The sequence below is a fragment of the Clostridium sp. CM037 genome (genome assembly GCF_055081095.1).
On record NZ_CM143650.1, the window covers coordinates 2392417 to 2413347 of the forward strand.

The 20931-nt window shown below is 32.4% G+C and carries 18 protein-coding genes and 1 pseudogene; 6 read left to right on the top strand and 13 right to left on the bottom strand.

The annotated features are described in order from the left end of the window. Positions 1 to 8: 8 nt before the first annotated feature. The 3 genes and pseudogenes from ACWJKP_RS11690 to ACWJKP_RS11700 all read right to left on the bottom strand — a co-directional run. Positions 9 to 407, bottom strand: a pseudogene (locus ACWJKP_RS11690) (winged helix-turn-helix domain-containing protein); the annotation flags it as partial. A gap of 92 nt (positions 408 to 499) precedes the next feature. Continuing rightward, a complete protein-coding gene (ltrA, locus tag ACWJKP_RS11695; protein ID WP_224578720.1) occupies positions 500 to 2320 on the bottom strand; it encodes a group II intron reverse transcriptase/maturase in 1821 nt (606 codons plus the stop codon). Between the two features lie 693 nt (positions 2321 to 3013). After that, positions 3014 to 3355: a response regulator gene (locus ACWJKP_RS11700; protein WP_263492352.1), complete on the bottom strand. Its 342-nt coding sequence runs from the start codon at positions 3353 to 3355 to the stop codon at positions 3014 to 3016. 441 nt (positions 3356 to 3796) lie between these two features. Here ACWJKP_RS11700 and ACWJKP_RS11705 point away from each other — a divergent pair, with 441 nt between their 5' ends. Together ACWJKP_RS11705 and ACWJKP_RS11710 are read left to right on the top strand one after the other, a co-directional pair. After that, a complete protein-coding gene (locus ACWJKP_RS11705) occupies positions 3797 to 5704 on the top strand; it encodes an acyl-CoA dehydrogenase family protein (protein WP_165414760.1) in 1908 nt (635 codons plus the stop codon). Between the two features lie 56 nt (positions 5705 to 5760). Further along, positions 5761 to 6960 (top strand): FprA family A-type flavoprotein, encoded by a 1200-nt coding sequence (locus ACWJKP_RS11710; RefSeq protein WP_165414759.1) that lies wholly within the window; start codon positions 5761 to 5763, stop codon positions 6958 to 6960. Positions 6961 to 7110: 150 nt separating this feature from the next. On the opposite strand, the gene ACWJKP_RS11715 is transcribed toward ACWJKP_RS11710, so the two are convergent. Continuing rightward, positions 7111 to 7524 (bottom strand): RrF2 family transcriptional regulator, encoded by a 414-nt coding sequence (locus ACWJKP_RS11715; RefSeq protein WP_165414758.1) that lies wholly within the window; start codon positions 7522 to 7524, stop codon positions 7111 to 7113. A 201-nt stretch (positions 7525 to 7725) separates the two neighbouring features. Here ACWJKP_RS11715 and ACWJKP_RS11720 point away from each other — a divergent pair, with 201 nt between their 5' ends. Both ACWJKP_RS11720 and ACWJKP_RS11725 read left to right on the top strand, forming a co-directional pair. Next, a complete protein-coding gene (locus ACWJKP_RS11720) occupies positions 7726 to 8487 on the top strand; it encodes a YdcF family protein (RefSeq protein WP_165414757.1) in 762 nt (253 codons plus the stop codon). 84 nt (positions 8488 to 8571) lie between these two features. Continuing rightward, on the top strand, positions 8572 to 9258 hold the full coding sequence (locus tag ACWJKP_RS11725) for a DUF1287 domain-containing protein (RefSeq protein ID WP_224578917.1): 687 nt from the start codon (positions 8572 to 8574) through the stop codon (positions 9256 to 9258). 16 nt (positions 9259 to 9274) lie between these two features. Here ACWJKP_RS11725 and ACWJKP_RS11730 read toward each other — a convergent pair whose 3' ends face one another. The 9 genes from ACWJKP_RS11730 to ACWJKP_RS11770 form a co-directional block, all read right to left on the bottom strand. Next, positions 9275 to 10219 (bottom strand): helix-turn-helix transcriptional regulator, encoded by a 945-nt coding sequence (locus tag ACWJKP_RS11730; protein WP_165414756.1) that lies wholly within the window; start codon positions 10217 to 10219, stop codon positions 9275 to 9277. Between the two features lie 327 nt (positions 10220 to 10546). Then, entirely contained in the window at positions 10547 to 11068 is a 522-nt protein-coding gene (locus ACWJKP_RS11735; RefSeq protein WP_165414755.1) for a GNAT family N-acetyltransferase, read from the bottom strand. Between the two features lie 97 nt (positions 11069 to 11165). After that, positions 11166 to 12554: a HAMP domain-containing sensor histidine kinase gene (locus ACWJKP_RS11740; RefSeq protein ID WP_165414754.1), complete on the bottom strand. Its 1389-nt coding sequence runs from the start codon at positions 12552 to 12554 to the stop codon at positions 11166 to 11168. After that, on the bottom strand, positions 12547 to 12948 hold the full coding sequence (locus tag ACWJKP_RS11745; protein WP_224578916.1) for a winged helix-turn-helix domain-containing protein: 402 nt from the start codon (positions 12946 to 12948) through the stop codon (positions 12547 to 12549). The genes ACWJKP_RS11740 and ACWJKP_RS11745 overlap by 8 nt, the downstream gene beginning before the upstream one ends. 116 nt (positions 12949 to 13064) lie before the next feature. Beyond that, entirely contained in the window at positions 13065 to 14885 is a 1821-nt protein-coding gene (ltrA, locus tag ACWJKP_RS11750) for a group II intron reverse transcriptase/maturase (protein WP_224578720.1), read from the bottom strand. Positions 14886 to 15578: 693 nt separating this feature from the next. Further along, on the bottom strand, positions 15579 to 15923 hold the full coding sequence (locus ACWJKP_RS11755; RefSeq protein WP_224578915.1) for a response regulator: 345 nt from the start codon (positions 15921 to 15923) through the stop codon (positions 15579 to 15581). 58 nt (positions 15924 to 15981) lie between these two features. After that, positions 15982 to 16740, bottom strand: coding sequence for an ABC transporter ATP-binding protein (locus ACWJKP_RS11760; protein WP_165414713.1), 759 nt, complete (start codon positions 16738 to 16740; stop codon positions 15982 to 15984). A 4-nt stretch (positions 16741 to 16744) separates the two neighbouring features. Further along, positions 16745 to 19072, bottom strand: a complete 2328-nt coding sequence (locus ACWJKP_RS11765) for an ABC transporter permease (RefSeq protein ID WP_165414712.1) — start codon at positions 19070 to 19072, stop codon at positions 16745 to 16747. A 348-nt stretch (positions 19073 to 19420) separates the two neighbouring features. After that, positions 19421 to 19579, bottom strand: coding sequence for an aspartyl-phosphate phosphatase Spo0E family protein (locus tag ACWJKP_RS11770; RefSeq protein WP_165414711.1), 159 nt, complete (start codon positions 19577 to 19579; stop codon positions 19421 to 19423). Positions 19580 to 20008: 429 nt separating this feature from the next. On the opposite strand from ACWJKP_RS11770, the gene ACWJKP_RS11775 reads away from it, so the two are divergent. Together ACWJKP_RS11775 and ACWJKP_RS11780 are read left to right on the top strand one after the other, a co-directional pair. Further along, complete coding sequence (locus ACWJKP_RS11775; RefSeq protein WP_165414710.1) at positions 20009 to 20719, top strand: ABC transporter ATP-binding protein; 711 nt, start codon at positions 20009 to 20011, stop codon at positions 20717 to 20719. A 55-nt stretch (positions 20720 to 20774) separates the two neighbouring features. Next, positions 20775 to 20930 carry a hypothetical protein gene (locus tag ACWJKP_RS11780; RefSeq protein ID WP_165414709.1) on the top strand — a complete coding sequence of 52 codons (156 nt, stop codon included), beginning with the start codon at positions 20775 to 20777 and terminating at the stop codon, positions 20928 to 20930. Position 20931: the final 1 nt, after the last annotated feature.

Below are 20931 nucleotides of genomic sequence, written 5' to 3' on the forward strand. Positions count from 1 at the left end.
TTATTCCACTACCAGGTTTTATTTAATCTATAACCTGCTCCTCTTATAGTCTCTATGCCCATATCTATTCCTAAAACCTGCAACCTCTTTCTTATTCTACTAATATTTACGCTTAGGGTATTTTCCTCTACAAACTCAATATCATCCCATATTTTTTCTAAAAGGAAATCTCTACTAACTACCTTAGGATACTTTTCCATAAGGCATTCTAGTAGTACTCCTTCCCTTTTAGTGATAATTAATTTTTCACCATTAAATTGTACTTCTGACCTTTCTGGGTAGAACTTAAGACTATCGACCTCAACTATTCTTTCCTCTACCTTAGGTGCATAATCTCCAAAAGCTCTTCTTATATGGCTTTTTATCTTTGCAATAACAACATCAACATAAAAAGATAGGAATAGGTAAGACTTTGAAGTTATCTCCGCCTTTTCCCCTCCTCCACACAGTGCTTGCGACTTTCACCGCACACTGCGTTCCATCAATATTTATTACTTATTTATATCACGTAATTTCCAACAAGTTTACGAAGTATATTAATTTTAACCAAACCTATGCTATCAAGCTTTATCTTATTTTTAAGTCTTTCTATTGCCTCTTCTTTTTCTTCATGAATTAGCTCATGAACGTATCTATTTACATATGTTAAGTTATTGTAGTTGTCTTTTCCACCTTTGTTTTTAGGAATTCTACGATGAGCAACCATACTAATTTTCTTTAATGTTGCTCCCGACACTCCACATTTCCCATTCTGCCCTATATATAAGGATATTCTATTATCGTTATATTCTAGGGTTTCATTGATTACATTGTTATCCATCAAGAACTTAATGGCTTCGCCATGGTCTTTTTTCAGCTTTTCATGGATTATACTTCTACCTTCTTCAGTGTAATTGCATGTTTTGGGTGAAAAATTCTTTGCATACTTAAGCTTAACTCCATGTAAGGGAAAGATTGTTATCCCTGCAATAGTTATTGTTTTACAGTTATATCTACTATAATTTTTTTTATAGGCTTTACTTATTATATTTGGACTACCTCGTATACTTCTTGTGCCATTATATAGGTTCTTTTTAACTAAGAAAGATATTTCACTAAAATCTAAGCTAACATTTGTTGCTACATTGTAATAGTTATGCCACCCTAGTATTTTACTATTTAATTTATTTACTGCTTGGCCAGAGGGGTTTTTTCTTATGTCTTTAACCATTTTTTTAAATGTTTTTATTATTCTAGCACTTGCTTTGTCACTAACATGAGTTTTAGCAATTCTTTTGTTTCTATTAACCCTAACTTTTAATTTAAATCCTAGAAAATCAGAGTAGTTCTTTCTTAAATTCACAACCTTTGATTTTTCAGGACTAATATCTAGGTTAAGTCTTTCTTTAAGCCATTGCTTTACTGCCACAAATACCTTTTGTGCAGTTTTAGCATTTCTACAGAAAATTTTAAAGTCATCTGCGTATCTAACGATATACATTTCCTTTAAGTTGGTATTCTTCAATGCACGTATTTTATTGCTATTATCTGAGTATCTATAATAGGTCTGAAAATACTCCCATTGATTACACATCCACCAGTCTAGTTCATTTAATACCACATTAGAAAGTAACGGTGAAATTACCCCTCCTTGCGGAGTACCTTTGTTAGGAATTCCTATGCCATCTATTTCAGCTTTAAGGATTTTAGATATTAATTTAAGAAGTTCTTTATCTTTTATCCCAAGTGACCATAATTGCTTTAATAATTTATTATGGTCTACGTTATCAAAGAAACCCTTTATATCAATATCAACTGCATAATGTAACCCAGCTCTGTTAGTAAGAAACATACATCTAGCTATGGCGTGTTTCGTACTTCTATTTGGTCTAAAACCATAACTGTGAGTATAGAACTTTGCTTCGCATATAGGCTCTAATACTTGTTTTATACATTGTTGCAGATGCCTATCTTCTATAGTTGGAATACCTAGAGGTCTTATTCCTCCGCCTAGCTTTGGAATTTCTTTTCGCCTTACTTTATGTGGTGTAAACTGTTCTAATCTGTTTCTAACATACTCAATTATAGTTTCAATGTCTTTTTTAGCTATATCTATAATTGTGTTTGAATTTATTCCTGGTGTTTTACTCCCTTTATTCTTTTTAATATTTCTGTAGGCTAATAAAATGTTCTCTTTTTTCAGTATTAGTGGTACTAGATTTTTAAATTCTTTTCCCTCTTTACTAAGCTTATATAAATTATCTTGTATTGCTTGAGTATTATAATACTCATTATTTCTTAGTTTCTGATTTTTCTTATACTTCATCTGTCTTGTTGTCATTAGTCAGCATTCATTCCTTTAAATTCTTGGTTTAAGGTTTATGCTTCTCTTAGTCTTACTCGAACCTAATGGACTTACGTAATATATCTTTTCTTAAATATTAACTTGTGGCTGTCCCTCCACTAACTTTCGTTAACTTCAACGGTACTGTGCCACTACTTTCACTGATATTAAAGCAAGTTATAACTATCGTCTTTCCTTGCTACCACTTCATAGAAAATAAGTCCTCCATGTTACCAGCTTACCACGTTCCAATAACTTTATCCTTACATATACCCTTAGGTAGCTCCTCTAGTCCTGTCTGTAACATACTGCCTGTAACAGTATAAGGATTTTCATACCAAACAATCTTACTCATCCTCACAGACACTACAACTTAGGTAGTTGAAGTATTTCTACCCCCTCATCATTTAGAACCTTACATTCGGAACTTTGTCAGTCTCTTATATTTAGACATTCTTACCATAGGTATTTTATGGACTCCCGACCTATCATACACTCGACCACCTCTGGTTCGCTTTTCCATAACTTCTTACGAAGTCATTAGGGTGTACTCTCAGCCGACTTCACCGAGCTTATAACAACTTCACTCTTCTTAGTAAAGATGCTATTCGGAGTATCAGAGAAAGCCCTTCGAGGCGTTACCCTCTCATTTGACTTTTCAAGTTATTAGTTCTTAGATAGATTTGCTATCTAGGCAATATTTTTAATATTGCAACGTGTCGCACGTTTGGTTATATAATCATCTGCGCCACTCTCTAAAGCCATAACCTGATCCATTCCACTATCTCTTGCAGATATAAATATTATAGGAATCTTTGATTGCTGCCTTATCTTTCTGCACCAATAAAATCCATCAAATTTAGGTAAATTAACATCTAATAATACTAAGTCTGGATTACACTCGTTAAAGCCTGTCATTATTTCTTCAAAGTTTTTTACTACTGTTACCTCAAACCCATACTTAGCTATGTATTCTTGTAATAAAGTACTTATTGATAAATCATCCTCTACAATATATATTTTGTATTTCATATTTATTTCTCCCTAATTTAACAAATTCAAAATTATTTTCAACGACATGCTTCTAAACCATATTTCTACAAAGTACCCTGATTACCCTTCTAAATTTGTAGAAAGAAGTAAAAAACATAGTAATCTCACTTTGCAAAATCCTCTTATAGCCTTAGAATAAGCCACACATTTTTATGGGGAATCATGACGAAAAAAAGGTTTTGGTTAAGCTTGTAATGTAAATCTCTTACGTATATAATAAATCTATACGGTTTAGGTATACATTCGAAAAAAATTCCAAGTATGGTTAATGCAGTAAAACATATTGATTAGATGTATTCCAAATGTAAAAATAATTGGAGGAGTTTGATGAGTTTTGCTTGCAGCAGCTCAATGTTGTGGTTTTACAGATTTCACAAAGCAACATTTACAAAACCGTATTAATTAAAGGGGGGTATATTTATGTTTTTTAAGACTAGGCAGCAACATGAAAATTTGAGGACAAAGATCAGAGAATTTGCAGAAGAGGAAGTTAAACCTATTGCATTTACCTTGGATCAGGAAAATAAATTCCCTATGGAAGCAGTTAATAAGTTAGGTAAAATGGGAATGCTGGGGATCCCATATCCAAAAGAATACGGCGGAGCAGGTCTGGATGTAATGAGCTATGCAATTGCCGTTGAAGAATTATCAAGAGTGGATGGTGGTACAGGCGTAATTCTTTCCGCTCATACATCTTTGGGCACCTACCCAATTTCTGCCTATGGAACAGAGGAGCAGAAACAAAAATACTTAGTGCCACTCGCAAAGGGAGAGAAACTTGGTGCATTCGGTCTTACCGAAGAAAATGCTGGTAGTGATGCTGGCGGTACGGAAACCATTGCCGTACTCGATGGTGATAATTACATTTTGAATGGTGAAAAAATCTTCATAACAAATGCTGGTAAGGCTGATATTTACGTTGTTTTTGCAATTACTACGCCGGATATAGGTATTCGTGGTATAAGTGCATTTATTGTGGAAAAAGATACAGAGGGCTTTACCTTCGGTAAGCATTACGACAAGATGGGTATTAGATCATCTGCAACTGCAGAGCTAATATTCAATGACGTGAAAGTCCCTAAGGAAAATCTACTAGGAAATGAAGGTGACGGGTTCAAGATTGCTATGGCAACTTTGGATGGTGGTCGTATCGGTATTGCAGCTCAGGCTCTAGGAATAGCTCAAGGCGCGTATGAAAATGCTTTAGAGTACTCAAAAGAAAGGGTTCAATTTGGTAAACCTATTTGTCAGCAACAGATTATCTCTTTTAAGTTGGCAGATATGGCGACAAAACTTAGAGCAGCTAGATTACTTATTTACAGTGCAGCAGAGCTTAAAGAAAATCATGAGCGTTACAGTATGGAAGCTGCTATGGCGAAACAATATGCTTCAGATGTTTGCCTTGAGATTGTAAATGACGCACTTCAAATATTTGGTGGAAACGGCTATTTGAAAGGTATGGAAGTTGAGCGTGCTTACAGAGATGCTAAAATTTGCACAATATATGAAGGAACTAATGAGATTCAACGTGTCGTTATCGCTGCTCACATCATAGGCAAGATGCCGAAAAACAAGAATACAGGTAAAGCTACTGAACGTGGACCTGCAACAGGTTATCGCAGAAAAGTGATTTTCAAGGAAGGAACTGCGAGTGAAAAAGTAAATGCACTTGTGGAAGCTCTTAAGGCTGATAAATATGATTTTACAGTTGGAATTCCAATGGATACTCCTATAACTAAGGCTGAAAGAGTAGTCAGCGTAGGACTAGGTATAGGGGAAAAAGAAAATATGAAGCTTATAGAAGACTTGGCAGTTCAAGCTGGTGCAGCTATAGGATCTTCGCGTCCAGTAGCTGAAACACTTAAATATTTACCACTCAATCGTTATGTTGGTATGTCTGGTCAAAAATTTAAAGGAAATCTCTATATTGCTTGTGGTATTTCAGGTGCAGGTCAGCATTTGAAGGGCATAAAGGATGCTGCCACAATAGTTGCTATAAATATTGATCCCAAAGCGAAAATTTTTAAGAACTCTGATTACGGTATCGTTGGCGATTTAATGGAGATATTACCATTACTTACTGCTGCTTTAGATAACGGAGAAGCAAAGAAAGATGCTCCACCAATGGTTAAGATAAAGTCAGCTACTCCTAAGAAAATTGTTCCAACCTGGAAACATTATGTATGTAACGGATGCGGTTATGAATACGATCCTGGTATGGGTGATCCCGAAGGCGAAATAGCTTCAGGTACTCTCTTTGAAAACATACCTGAAGGGTGGACTTGTCCATCTTGTTATGAAGAAAAAAATATGTTTATAGAAGTCTGATTTTTATAATAATTAAATTTAATAATGTGTTTTTAGTATAAAGGAGGATTATATATATGTATTGTGTTAGAAATATAACTGAGGATCTTTATTGGGTTGGTGGAAGCGATCGTCGCCTTTCCCTTTTCGAAAACATTCATCCAATTCCACGAGGAGTTTCTTATAACTCATATTTGCTAATGGACGAGAAGACAGTACTCTTTGATACAGTAGACTGGTCAATTTGCCGTCAGTTCCTTTTGAATATTCAATCAATCCTAAAAGGCAAGCCTTTAGATTATATGGTAATTAACCATATGGAACCTGATCATGCAGCATGCATTGAAGAGATTATTCTTCGTTATCCTGATGTAAAGATTGTATGCACCCAAAAAGCTTCCTTGTTCATGCATCAGTTCGGTTTCGCTATTGATGGCAAAATAATGGAAGTTAGTGAAGGAGATACAATGTCCTTTGGAAAACATAACGTTACATTTGTAGCTGCTCCAATGGTACATTGGCCAGAAGCTATGGTGACATTTGATACTTACAATGGTGTATTATTTTCAGCTGATGCCTTCGGTTCTTTCGGCTCATTAGATGGTCAGCTGTTTAATGACGAAATGAACTTTGACCGGGATTGGATTGACGATGCCAGAAGGTATTATACAAACATTGTAGGAAAGTATGGTCCTCATGTTCAGAATCTTTTAAAGAAGGCGGGCACTCTCGACATCAAGATTATCTGCCCGCTACATGGACCGGTATGGCGTAATGATTTGGGGTACTTGTTAGATAAGTACGACAAGTGGAGTCGATACGAGCCTGAGGAAAATGGAGTAATGATCGTTTATGGAACAATGTACGGCAATACGGAGGCCGCTGCAAGTGACCTAGCAACAAGGCTCGTGGAAAAGGGAATGACTAATGTGGTTATGTATGACGTTTCAAAAACTCACGTCTCCTATTTGATTTCTGAGACATTCAAATATAGTCATGTGGTTCTTGCCTCTGTAACCTACAACTTGAAGATTTATCCACCGATGCTGAATTATATGATGGATATGAAATCATTAAATCTTCAAAAACGTACTTTCACTCTTATAGAAAATGGCTCATGGGCCCCTCAATCCGGCAAATTGATGCGTGGACTTTTGGATGAGATGAAAGAAATGACTATTTTAGATAATGAGATGTCATTGAACTCCAGCATGAAAGAAGATGATGCGGATTCAATGGATGCCATTGCAGGCAGCATTATCGAGTCAATGAAGTAATTTTAGAAAAATATAAATTTAGGACCTGCTCATGGATAAAGTTCATGAGCAGGTCCCTTTTGGTATACATGTTACTATTAAATTTATATTTGTTTTTTTATATAATTTATCAGTAAGATTAGGCATGCATAACTAATCTTTATTGCATACCTAAACTTCTCCCTCTACTAGTTGTTTAAAATTTATACTTTCTAATTCCGCATTTAAATTCTTTTGTACTTTTGTCATAGCTCTATGCACAATGCATTCACCACTTCTATTCAAATTACAAAAGCTTGGTTCAATTACGCATCTATTAACACATATTGGACCGTCTATTGCTTCTATAACACCTTTTAATGTTATTTGTTCTGGCAATTTGTTTATAGCATAGCCTCCCTTGACTCCCCTGTAAGATTTTAGAATATTTGCTTGTATAAGCTTTCCTAAAAGTTTTAAAAGAAATCTTAGCGGTATACCCTCTTTTTCTGAAATTACTTTTGCCTCTATCTTTTCACCATAGCCTAATTTGCATAAGTAAATTACTACTCTAAGAGCGTAATCTGCTTCTTGTGTTATTTTCATATTATATTTCTCCCTAAAGTATATACATTTGGTATAGTTTTATCTTAAAACGTTTACCCTATTTTGTCAATAGTTCTTGATGTTTTTCATACTAATTAAGTTTCAGAGTAACATTGTTATAACCAATACACCATTTATATAAAAAATTATGATATTATATAAATAAAAGTGTTATCTGCACACAGCAGGCTAGGAGATATTATGGAAAATAAGGGCAATATTTATGTAGTTTTAGGTGTATTATGTGAAGTCTATTTTATAGGAACTATAATATTTGGCGGGAGAGTAACTTTTGCAGAATTTTATCTAGGCCTCGGAGTATTATTAATATCACTAGGATTAATTAAACGGAAAAGTAAACGGGAATATATTTTAATAAAACCAGGAAAGATTAGAACAGCGATAAAAATATGCTTTTTTATGGGACTAGCTTCTTTTGTATTTATTGAAGGGTGCATAATTCAATCAGCTATATCAAAGCATAGAGAAAAAACAGATTATCTAGTTATTTTAGGGGCTGGTATTAGAGGAGAAGTTCCTTCAACGGCACTTTATCAAAGGCTTTATGCCAGTTTAGAATATATTAAATTAAATCCTAATGTTAAGGTAGTGGTTTCAGGTGGAATAGGTCCTGGTGAAACTATTACGGAAGCAGCGGCTATGAAAAGATTTTTAATAAAGCATGGAGTGGCAAAAGAACAGATAATACAGGAGGAAAAGTCAACCGATACTTTAGAAAACTTTAAATTTACAGCAGCGCTTTTAAAAGGATTAGATAAAAAAGAAAATATAGAAGTAACTATTGTTACAAATAATTTCCATATGTTTAGAGCTAAGTTCTTAGCAGAAAGGCAGGGATTAAAAGTATATGGGTATCCTGCCCCACTTCATCCAATTCTGGTGCCTACTTGTTTTGTTCAGGAGTATTTAGCAGTAATAAATTCATTTATTTTTGATAGATAATTATGGGCTAAGAATTTTTAAATCTTTTTTTCTTTAAAGATATTTTTAATGGCATAATTGTAAACTAGATGGGGTGGTGACAAAGTGAAAAAAAAATTTGTTGTAATTTTAATAATGATTTTTTTAATATTAACTTGTGCTTATATATATTCACCTTTTAAATCCATCATTAATGAATATGTTTTTAGCATCTTTAAACCCAAATTTATAGTATCTGAAAATTTTCCAAAAATTGATAACAATAAAAACGGAGTAGCAGATGCATTAGATATAGTTAATGGTGCTAATAATGAAGTTCTTAATAAAACAAAATATATAAGTAATTATTATAATGGTGGCTATCCACCTGAAAAAGAAGGGGTATGTACCGACGTAATTTGGCGAGGTTTTAAAACTGCTAACATTAATTTAAAAGACCTTATTGATGAGGACATAAAAAGCAATATTAAACTTTATCCTAGAGTAGATGAAAAGCCAGACCCTAATATTGATTTCAGACGAGTGCCCAATCAAGATATATTTTTTAGTAGGCACGCTCTAAGTTTAACCACCGAAGTTAAATCTAGGAATGCTGAAAATTTAAAAGAATGGCAACCTGGTGATATTGTGGTATTTACTAAGGGGTATGAACATATTGGTATTATTTCTAATAAAAGAGATAAAAATGGTATTCCTTATGTCATTCATAACACCAAACCTCATGCTAGTATACTGAAACTCTATTACTTTACATCTCCTATACACGGTCATTATAGATGGAAATTTGATTAAATAATTCATATTTAAATTAAGTATACTGATTTAAAATTATATTTAGTTTCCCTTTTATGCATGCAATTAACTCAAAAGGTTTTTTGATAATTGCATGTTTACTATATGTAATAAAGTAATCAGAAAAAAAATCAATATCATGTTTTGAGATATTCCCATTCAAAAATCCTGAACCATCTTCTTGTTTATTCAACTCAATATTTGGCCATTTTGCAGATTGATATTTTTCTACACCTTTATTAGTTAACTCCACATATAATTCAAATGTTTCTTTAGTATCATTAAGGATTGAAAAACGGTTCTTTAAATTAATATTAGACATGTCGATAGTATCGGTTTTTTCATCAAGTTTTACAGACTTTATACGGTCACACCTAAAGACTCGATAATCTTCAGTTAAAAAGCAATAAGATGGACAATACCACATTCCTTCATTTGCATAAATACCAATTGGTTGAATACTTCTATTGCTGGTTTTCTCATTTGTCACATAGTTAATTATAATAACATCTTGCTTTATTGTTGCATCTAATAATTGTCTTAAAAATGGAATTTCCTCTTGTTGATGTACTGACAAAAAATCAACACGGTCTTTTATTCTATCTATCGTATCTCTAATATCTCCAGAAAGATTTAAATAAAATTTCTTTTTTATTGATTCATACTCACTGTCAAATGGGAGAGAAATATAATATCTTAATGCATGAATAGCAAAGAATATAGATATAGCCTCATCATCAGTAAATGTGATGGCAGGAAGAATTCGTTCATTTAAGACTTGATAGCCCCCATGTGGACCTACTTCTGAATACAATGGTACACCCATTTCGCCCAATTCTTGCAAATCTCTCAAAATGGTTCTTTTAGAAACCCCAAATTCTTGTGCTAATTCCCGAACCGTAAATCTCTTCTTTCGATTGACCATCATAATCATTTCATTTAATCTTTTTGCTTTAGACATATATACCTCCCAAAAATAACTATGACATAGTTTGTCACCATTATAATATATAATAATAAATAGAGCAATGAATAAGGATATTTGCTTTTGTAGAGACTAAATTTGAATTATATTAATCCTTATAAAAATTTACAAAGGAGATGTTTAATTATGTCATTAAAAGTCAGCCCTTTTATTCAGATAATGGATGGAAAAGCAAAAGAAGCAATTGAATGCTTCTAAGTATAGTTAAGTCATAATGTTGTACCGGTATGGCATATCAATAAAACAAATAAAACTATAACCAACCATGATAATCTTTACCTTTAAATTCAAAGAAACTTTTTGTTATAGACTTGTAATATCGTATATTCTTTTCTCAAAAGCAATTCTTTTACTTTTGTCATCTAAATAAATTATGCCACAATACTGAAACCCGCTTTTCGAAAGCAACTTCTGCATAGATATGTTTTCTTTATGTGTATCTATTCTGATACTGTATACACCCTTATTCAAACAAATTTTCTCTATATTTTTGATAATTACAGATGATAATCCTATTCCCTTATAATTAGAATCAACAGCCACTCTATGAATAACTGCATATTTATCATTACTGGCCCATTCACCATTATAAATAGATCCATAGTTTTTTTCTTCGTCAAAAGTAACTGCTACAGTACCAACTACGTTGTTATCCTTTAGCAAGACGTATCCATTTTTATTGCTAATATCATTCATTACCACTTCAACGTTAGGATAATTATCCTGCCATTGATTAATCCCATGTTTCCTAAAGTAATCTTGTGCTTGCTTAATAATATTCATTATACTGTTAACATCTGCTTCAACTGCTTTTAAAAATTCCATTTTAATTCTCCTTCGCATTATAGACGCAATTCGCCTAATTCGTCTGATTTCTTAAGTGATTTTTACAAATGTTTTAAGATTCATGTATTAATACCACTTATATTGGTATTCCAAAGCAAATAATAGTCCCATTTAATGAAGATTCAATGCAATTTATAAAGCCACCATGCGCCTCAACAATATATTTAGAAATGGAGAGACCAAGACCGGAGCCGGGAATATTTTGATTTCTGCATTTCTCGGCTCTGTAGAATTTACTAAATATATAAGGAATATCAGCTGAGGATATCCCTATTCCGGTGTCTTTTATGTATACATTAAGATACCTACCAGTGTTTTCAAAATATATTGAGATGGCTCCATCTTCTCTTGAATACTTAATACTATTTGAAACTAAATTGTACATTACTTGAGAAAGTCTTTTCTTATCACCATTTAACAAAAGGTTAGGTATTTTATCAGGGAAAATAAAATTAATTTCCTTGCTAGTTATCTCTACAGATAAATCTTCTAATATATCCTTAAAAAAATCACCACAATAGAACTCAACTAATGATATGTCCATTTTATTAAGCTCTGCCTTTGAATGCTCTAGTATATCCTCTAGAAGCTTAGATAACATTTTCACTCTATTTAATATTATTGTACAATATTTTTCAATACCTGCCTTATCTTTAACAATACCATCCTTAATACCTGACACATATCCGTGAATGGCAGTTAGAGGGGTTTTAATATCATGAGATAAGCAAGCTAAAAGCTCCTTTTCACTTACCTTTATTGATATTTCTTTTTCCTTTGAAAATTTAAGTTCATCTCTCATAGCTTCAAAATCGTGGCAAAAAAGACCCATTTCTGTATCATAGTCATAATGAATCTCATATGTGAAATCACCGTTTAAAATTCTTCGCGCACTTTCATGAAGAGAATCTAAAGGCAATAAAATATCCTTTTTCAATAAAATATAAGTGAGGATTATCAGTATAACTATTTCAGATAAAGCGATGATAATAGGTAGTACATCTATAAATGTAACTAGCTTGGGTGAAGTAGATAAAAAGTCCTCCTTAGGAATTAAAAAAATTGCTGTACCAACTTGAGTACTATTTATAATTAGTGGAGTAGTATATTTAATTAATCCCGGCTGGGCTAAAGAAGCTTTATTATCGTACTCCATAAATTCATTTAAATTAGATACAGCATCTTTTTCATAAATACTTATAGAAGAGTACAAGACCTTTCCATTTAAATCTATAACAGCATAAGGGAAATCAGTTTTCAAAGGAAATTTAGAATTATTACTTACTAATGTTTCTTCTACACTTATTTTTATGGAACTTGTTAAAAGTCTTCCCTTATTAACTGTAGGATAAAAGCTGTTTTTATTATATATAAGATTTGTTGAATAAATAATTACAAATGCTACTAATACAATTACAGATAAAACGAAAACTTTTACTTTCAAAGCTATGCTTTGCCTATTCATCTATTGCTTCCTCCCATTTGTAGCCAACTCCCCAAACAGTTTTAATAAAATTAATATTTTTCAAAGAAAATTTCTCGCGAATTCGGTTTACATAAACAGCAACTGTATTTAAATCTCCAAAGTCGCTTACTCCCCAAACATTATCATAAAGCTGCTGCTTAGAGAATACTTGACATGGATAATCAGATAAAAAATCTACTATTTCAAATTCCCTGGAGGTTAAGTGAATCTCTTTCTTCATAAAGGTTACTTTATAGCTTTTACTATCTACCGCTAACTTACCAAACTCTTTTATTTCAGAAGCATACTTCTTTGAAGGATAATCATCTTTTAATGGAATTGAAAAGGTTTTATATCGCCTAAGATGAGCTTTTATTCTAGCTATTATCTCCATGGGGGAAAAAGATAGGAATAGGTAAGACTTTGAAGTTATCTCCGCCTTTTCCCCTCCTCCACACAGTGCTTGCGACTTTCACCGCACACTGCGTTCCATCAATATTTATTACTTATTTATATCACGTAATTTCCAACAAGTTTACGAAGTATATTAATTTTAACCAAACCTATGCTATCAAGCTTTATCTTATTTTTAAGTCTTTCTATTGCCTCTTCTTTTTCTTCATGAATTAGCTCATGAACGTATCTATTTACATATGTTAAGTTATTGTAGTTGTCTTTTCCACCTTTGTTTTTAGGAATTCTACGATGAGCAACCATACTAATTTTCTTTAATGTTGCTCCCGACACTCCACATTTCCCATTCTGCCCTATATATAAGGATATTCTATTATCGTTATATTCTAGGGTTTCATTGATTACATTGTTATCCATCAAGAACTTAATGGCTTCGCCATGGTCTTTTTTCAGCTTTTCATGGATTATACTTCTACCTTCTTCAGTGTAATTGCATGTTTTGGGTGAAAAATTCTTTGCATACTTAAGCTTAACTCCATGTAAGGGAAAGATTGTTATCCCTGCAATAGTTATTGTTTTACAGTTATATCTACTATAATTTTTTTTATAGGCTTTACTTATTATATTTGGACTACCTCGTATACTTCTTGTGCCATTATATAGGTTCTTTTTAACTAAGAAAGATATTTCACTAAAATCTAAGCTAACATTTGTTGCTACATTGTAATAGTTATGCCACCCTAGTATTTTACTATTTAATTTATTTACTGCTTGGCCAGAGGGGTTTTTTCTTATGTCTTTAACCATTTTTTTAAATGTTTTTATTATTCTAGCACTTGCTTTGTCACTAACATGAGTTTTAGCAATTCTTTTGTTTCTATTAACCCTAACTTTTAATTTAAATCCTAGAAAATCAGAGTAGTTCTTTCTTAAATTCACAACCTTTGATTTTTCAGGACTAATATCTAGGTTAAGTCTTTCTTTAAGCCATTGCTTTACTGCCACAAATACCTTTTGTGCAGTTTTAGCATTTCTACAGAAAATTTTAAAGTCATCTGCGTATCTAACGATATACATTTCCTTTAAGTTGGTATTCTTCAATGCACGTATTTTATTGCTATTATCTGAGTATCTATAATAGGTCTGAAAATACTCCCATTGATTACACATCCACCAGTCTAGTTCATTTAATACCACATTAGAAAGTAACGGTGAAATTACCCCTCCTTGCGGAGTACCTTTGTTAGGAATTCCTATGCCATCTATTTCAGCTTTAAGGATTTTAGATATTAATTTAAGAAGTTCTTTATCTTTTATCCCAAGTGACCATAATTGCTTTAATAATTTATTATGGTCTACGTTATCAAAGAAACCCTTTATATCAATATCAACTGCATAATGTAACCCAGCTCTGTTAGTAAGAAACATACATCTAGCTATGGCGTGTTTCGTACTTCTATTTGGTCTAAAACCATAACTGTGAGTATAGAACTTTGCTTCGCATATAGGCTCTAATACTTGTTTTATACATTGTTGCAGATGCCTATCTTCTATAGTTGGAATACCTAGAGGTCTTATTCCTCCGCCTAGCTTTGGAATTTCTTTTCGCCTTACTTTATGTGGTGTAAACTGTTCTAATCTGTTTCTAACATACTCAATTATAGTTTCAATGTCTTTTTTAGCTATATCTATAATTGTGTTTGAATTTATTCCTGGTGTTTTACTCCCTTTATTCTTTTTAATATTTCTGTAGGCTAATAAAATGTTCTCTTTTTTCAGTATTAGTGGTACTAGATTTTTAAATTCTTTTCCCTCTTTACTAAGCTTATATAAATTATCTTGTATTGCTTGAGTATTATAATACTCATTATTTCTTAGTTTCTGATTTTTCTTATACTTCATCTGTCTTGTTGTCATTAGTCAGCATTCATTCCTTTAAATTCTTGGTTTAAGGTTTATGCTTCTCTTAGTCTTACTCGAACCTAATGGACTTACGTAATATATCTTTTCTTAAATATTAACTTGTGGCTGTCCCTCCACTAACTTTCGTTAACTTCAACGGTACTGTGCCACTACTTTCACTGATATTAAAGCAAGTTATAACTATCGTCTTTCCTTGCTACCACTTCATAGAAAATAAGTCCTCCATGTTACCAGCTTACCACGTTCCAATAACTTTATCCTTACATATACCCTTAGGTAGCTCCTCTAGTCCTGTCTGTAACATACTGCCTGTAACAGTATAAGGATTTTCATACCAAACAATCTTACTCATCCTCACAGACACTACAACTTAGGTAGTTGAAGTATTTCTACCCCCTCATCATTTAGAACCTTACATTCGGAACTTTGTCAGTCTCTTATATTTAGACATTCTTACCATAGGTATTTTATGGACTCCCGACCTATCATACACTCGACCACCTCTGGTTCGCTTTTCCATAACTTCTTACGAAGTCATTAGGGTGTACTCTCAGCCGACTTCACCGAGCTTATAACAACTTCACTCTTCTTAGTAAAGATGCTATTCGGAGTATCAGAGAAAGCCCTTCGAGGCGTTACCCTCTCATTTGACTTTTCAAGTTATTAGTTCTTAGATAGATTTGCTATCTAGGCAATATTTTTAATATTGCAACGTGTCGCACGTTTAGTTATATAATCGTCAGCGCCAACTCCGAGGGATAATATCTTATCAATATCTCCACTTTTAGCAGAAAGCATTATTATAGGTATTAGAGAGGAACTCCTAATGATTCTGCAGATTTCGATGCCATCCACCTCGGGAAGCATTATATCTAAAACAATAATATCCGGATTAAAAGAATTAAAAACAGAAAGTGCATTTCCTCCATTATCACAATAATCAACTATAAACCCTTCACTCTTTAAATAATCTTTTAATATATTTCTAATATCGATATCATCTTCAATGATAAGAATTTTTTCATTTGCCATAATTACCCTCCAAATGCTTTATAATTACATTTTACCATAAAAATATAAAAAAGAGAGTTTACCACCCTCTTTCTTTCAAAAATTCAAATATTAAGACCTCTCTATTTTCATGATCTGCTTTAGAGAACTTATCTAACTCAAGTTCGCCGTCTATTCTACCATCCTTTAGATATACTAATCTGGAAGCACGAGCAGCGGCCTTTAAATCATGAGTAACCATAACTACTGTTTGACCATTATTATTTAAGTCCGATAATATGTCTAGAACCTCTTCTCCCGCAGTGGAGTTAAGTGCTCCTGTGGGCTCGTCCCCAAATAGTATTTTAGGAGAAGTGATTATAGATCTTGCCACTGCTGCCCTTTGCTGCATACCACCAGAAATTTCCGATGGATATTTTTCCTTAGCATCTTTTATACTAAGGGTTTCAAGAAGCTTTAAGGTCTTCTCATTGACTTCTTTTTTATTTTTATTTACTCCATAACCACAATAAGCTATGTTTTCAAAAACCGTTATGTCCGGCAGTAAATTTATACTTTGAAATACAAAGGATATATCTTTCTTTCTAATTGATGAAAGTTCCTCCTCCTTCATTGAACTAATATCATTGCCTAAGAGATTAACACTGCCACTAGTAAGTGAGTCCATACCACTTAAAGTATATAATAATGTAGATTTACCAGAGCCTGAGCTTCCCATAATTACAGTAAAGTCCCCTTCATAGATGTCTAAACTTAAATTTTTTATCACATTAAGCGCAGTTTTACCTGTGACAAAGGATTTGCAAAGGTTATTAGCTTTTATAACTGATTTTTTCATCAAATCACTCCTCCATTAATTCAGTAGGCTTAGTATTTTTTATAGAGTTGCAGCATATAAGTGTTGTTACTAATATTAAAATAACCATAATGATTATTAGTAGTAACATTGTTACTGGAGATATTATTAACACATCTAATTTACTAACTGCTGCAGCGATCATAGGTCTTGCTAGCGTTAAATTAAATATGATAGTTATCATGGTGCTAAATAATGTTAATGTTAATATCCTATATAGATATCTGTTTCTTATTTCTTTAGATGTAAATCCTAGTGCCTTCATTATTCCAAAGTTTCTTCTATTATCCCTAATATTCATTATGATAATGTTTAATATCGTTATTGAACAAAATACTATAAATACCACAATTAATAAATTGGTAATAGGGAGTAACATTCCAGGAATAGGGGCTATTGCGGTTTTAATTGATGGGTGAATATCACTGGCATCTAAATTAGGATATCTATTATTAATTTCTTTCTTAAACCCTTCTATATCAGTACCAGCTTTAAGGTTCACAAAAATTTCACTACCTATAAATTCAGGAATCTCCTTTTCTATCACAGAATTTAATATTCTTATACCATATCCATCGCCCTGCATTGAATTATAAGACCCTGTTATTAAATAGGATGTTTTTTTATTGTTTATTGATAGTTCTATATAGTCTCCTATAGATAATCCTGCATCTTTTAGTATTTTTAAAGAAACAGATACTTCTTTAGAATTTTCAGGATTATGCCCCTCAATGATAGTAAACCCTAAAGAGCTCTTATAGGAATTCATAACAAACACATCGTACACTGTACTCTTTATGGGATATTTTTTAGTATCAAGTTCTACTACACCTGATAGAATCATAGATCCATAAACATAATTTTTAATCCTATTGTCTTTCTTTACCTCATTCAAAATCTCCTTTAAAACTCCTGCTGGGCTACCAGCTAGTGGAGCACTGATTGTTACTTCACTTTTAGGTGTTCCAAACCAAATAGCAGCATTTTCCTTCATCTTTGATATAGTCACATTTAAATTACCAAAGAGCAATACTAAGGTTAATGATAAGGTTAATGTTAAAGTGATAAATGCGGTAACTTTTTTATATTTGAAAATATCGTTTATTGCTAAGGCTAATGGAGATATATTATTTTTAATAAGCGATTTTGTTAACTTTTTTCTTGAAGAAGTAACACCAGTTCTAATCGCTTCTACAGGGGTGATTTTATTAGTTTTTCTAATTACAAAATACAAATTAATAATTACTACTAATGTAAATATAATTATTGTAGCCAAAATAACAGAAACATTAATACTAACAACTTGGAAATCACCAATATACTTTAAAACTTTAGCGGCGGTGTAATTTAATATAGGAATGCTACACAAAGCTCCAAGTGTACTTCCAATAAAAGCAATTGTTGAGTAACCTGTAATATAGAATCTAAGGATTTCTCTTTTAGAAAAACCAAGAGCTTTGTATATTCCAATAGATTTATATTCTTTTAAAATATTATTCCATATAATAAATCTCATAAGAAACACTGAAACAATAAACACTAAAATTGAAGCTAAAGTTGCTACACCACCTATCATAGAAGGAGCCGAAGTGGCGCTTAACATTAACATTTCACTATCAACAATAAATCCACCAACTTTTACAGTAGCTGTCAAATCCTTTTCTACATTAGCTACATTCGTCCCACTTTTAACATCTATAAATATTAATGATGTTTTCCTAAAAGATGAAAAATCCTTTGCACTATTCTTATTAGTATATAAATTAATTGCACCTACAAGAGAAGAGGGTTGAAGAGAGTCATTAATTAAGGAAGAAACCTTTAAAGTGACATCTTTAGATTTTGTTTTAAATGTTAAGCTATCTCCAAGGTGAATATTATTATTTTCTGCGAGCATCTTAGTAATCCACACTTCACCTTCTTTAGGACAACTGTCATTGCTTGATGAACTACCCTTATTTAAACCAAATGGAAGATTTTTTCTATCTTCTATGGGAACAACGTCATACATTGAAATCTTTAAATTTTCACCTTTGTGATAAAGGTCGTTTCCAGATATGAAAGCCTCAATAGCGTTAACATCCTTAACCTCTGAATTACTTTCGCCCCACTTAAGTACATCATTTGTAGCACTTTCATAAGCGTTATAACAAACTATATCGTAAAATTTATCATTAGAGTAAAATTTATTAACATACCCTTGAATAGAGGTTAACATGGACAAACTACTTGTAAATATTAAAGAGGATAAAAATAATAACACTCCTATTAAAAAACATTGGAGTTTTTTCTTTTTCAACTTTTTAAGCCACATATAAGCACATCCTTTCCTTAATTCTATAATACATAAGAAAGGTTAAAGAAAAATATTCAAATTATTAATGAAATCTTACAATAGTATTTATTCAACAAATATTTCACCCGACTACCTCAAAATTATAAATGAATATCTGAAAGTTCCACTTTTACGCTTTCATTTTTGCTTGATATTTTGTTACTATGTATCACATTTTCATGGGATATATTTCTTGAAGGAATCTTAACTAGGCCATCGTTAAAATATCACCATATATTACGATTTATTCATATACTTGTCACTGGGTTTAATATGAAAAGGAGCCCTTAGGCTCCTTAATTGGTTTGATACGATAAGCTATTAAATTTAATCTAATAGCTTATCGTATTCATTTAGTAGTTCATCTAACTCTTGACTAAGTACTACTAATTTGGGATCAGTTAAGATTTCTTTTTCATCCATTAACTGATGCAATAAAGCTCTGTATTTTTCAATTTTTTGTGATATTTCATCCAATTGTGTCATAATGTCCCTCCTTTCTCCACCAATTATAGCGAAAATTGGTAGAGGTTTGTCTGCCATTATGTAACACCCGTATTTTAATGTAAAAGAAAAGACACCCTTTCGAGTGTCCTTAGTTGTGACTGACTATTTTCCAAAATCGAACTACCATTGCTCCCCTTGACATGGTCAAGCAAAATTGTAACACTTGTGTGTAATTAATTATTTTGTGATAATTAAATTTCACTTTTTATTTCATCAATTAAGCAACATATTGATGATCCCAGATCACTCCCCCCTTTTTACTTTCTTAACTAATAACTGTAAATATGGCTTTTCTTACAAAACAGTAAGATAACTTTTTTATTTGTAAGTGGATCGACATGGAGTGTTAGCAGCTCGTGGAGTATACTATGGTTATAGTGATGAGAAAAAAAATTCAGGGGGCATATTATGGCTGATGAAGTATTAAAAATCGAAAAACTAAAAAAAGTGATTGGCAAACGTACAATCGTTTCAGATATTTCCATTGAACTTAAAAAAGGAGAAATATTCGGTTTTCTAGGACCTAATGGAGCTGGAAAATCCACTACTATTAAGATGATTGTAGGATTATCCAAAATTACTGAGGGAAATATCTATGTAGGTGGATGCTCCGTAAACGAGGATTTCAAAGGTGCAATGCGTAACATTGGGTGCATAGTTGAAAATCCGGATATGTATAATTATATGTCTGGACTGGATAATCTTAAAATATTCGCTAAAATATATAAAGATGTAGATGAGATTCGAATCAATGAAGTTGTGAAAATTGCAGATCTCGAAAGGGCAATAAATGATAAGGTGAAAACTTACTCTCTGGGTATGAAGCAGCGTCTAGGTATTGCCCAGGCATTACTTCACAGTCCAAAACTTCTTATACTTGATGAGCCTACAAATGGTCTTGACCCAGCTGGAATTAAAGATCTGCGTGAGCTACTTCGAAAGCTTTCATCAGAAACTGGTCTTACGGTGCTTGTATCTAGTCATATACTAGGTGAAATGCAACAGATGTGTGACCGTGTTGGTATAATTAATAAGGGGAAAATTATAACGGTAAAATTATTGAAGAACTCCTTAACATGTCGCAAAATGGTGAAAAACTGTTCTGATATTAGAATCTGATAATAATGAAAAGGCAGCTTCACTTCTAACAAGCGTTAATATAAGTAACAGCATCTTGGAAGGTGGATTACATATTGAAACAACCAAAAATCGTGTTCCAGAAGTAGTTACAACATTAACTTCTGCAGGCATAGCTATTTTCGCTATGGACAGACAAGTGATTCAATCACTTGAAGATGTATTTATGAAGCTTACAGGGGAGGAAAAATAAC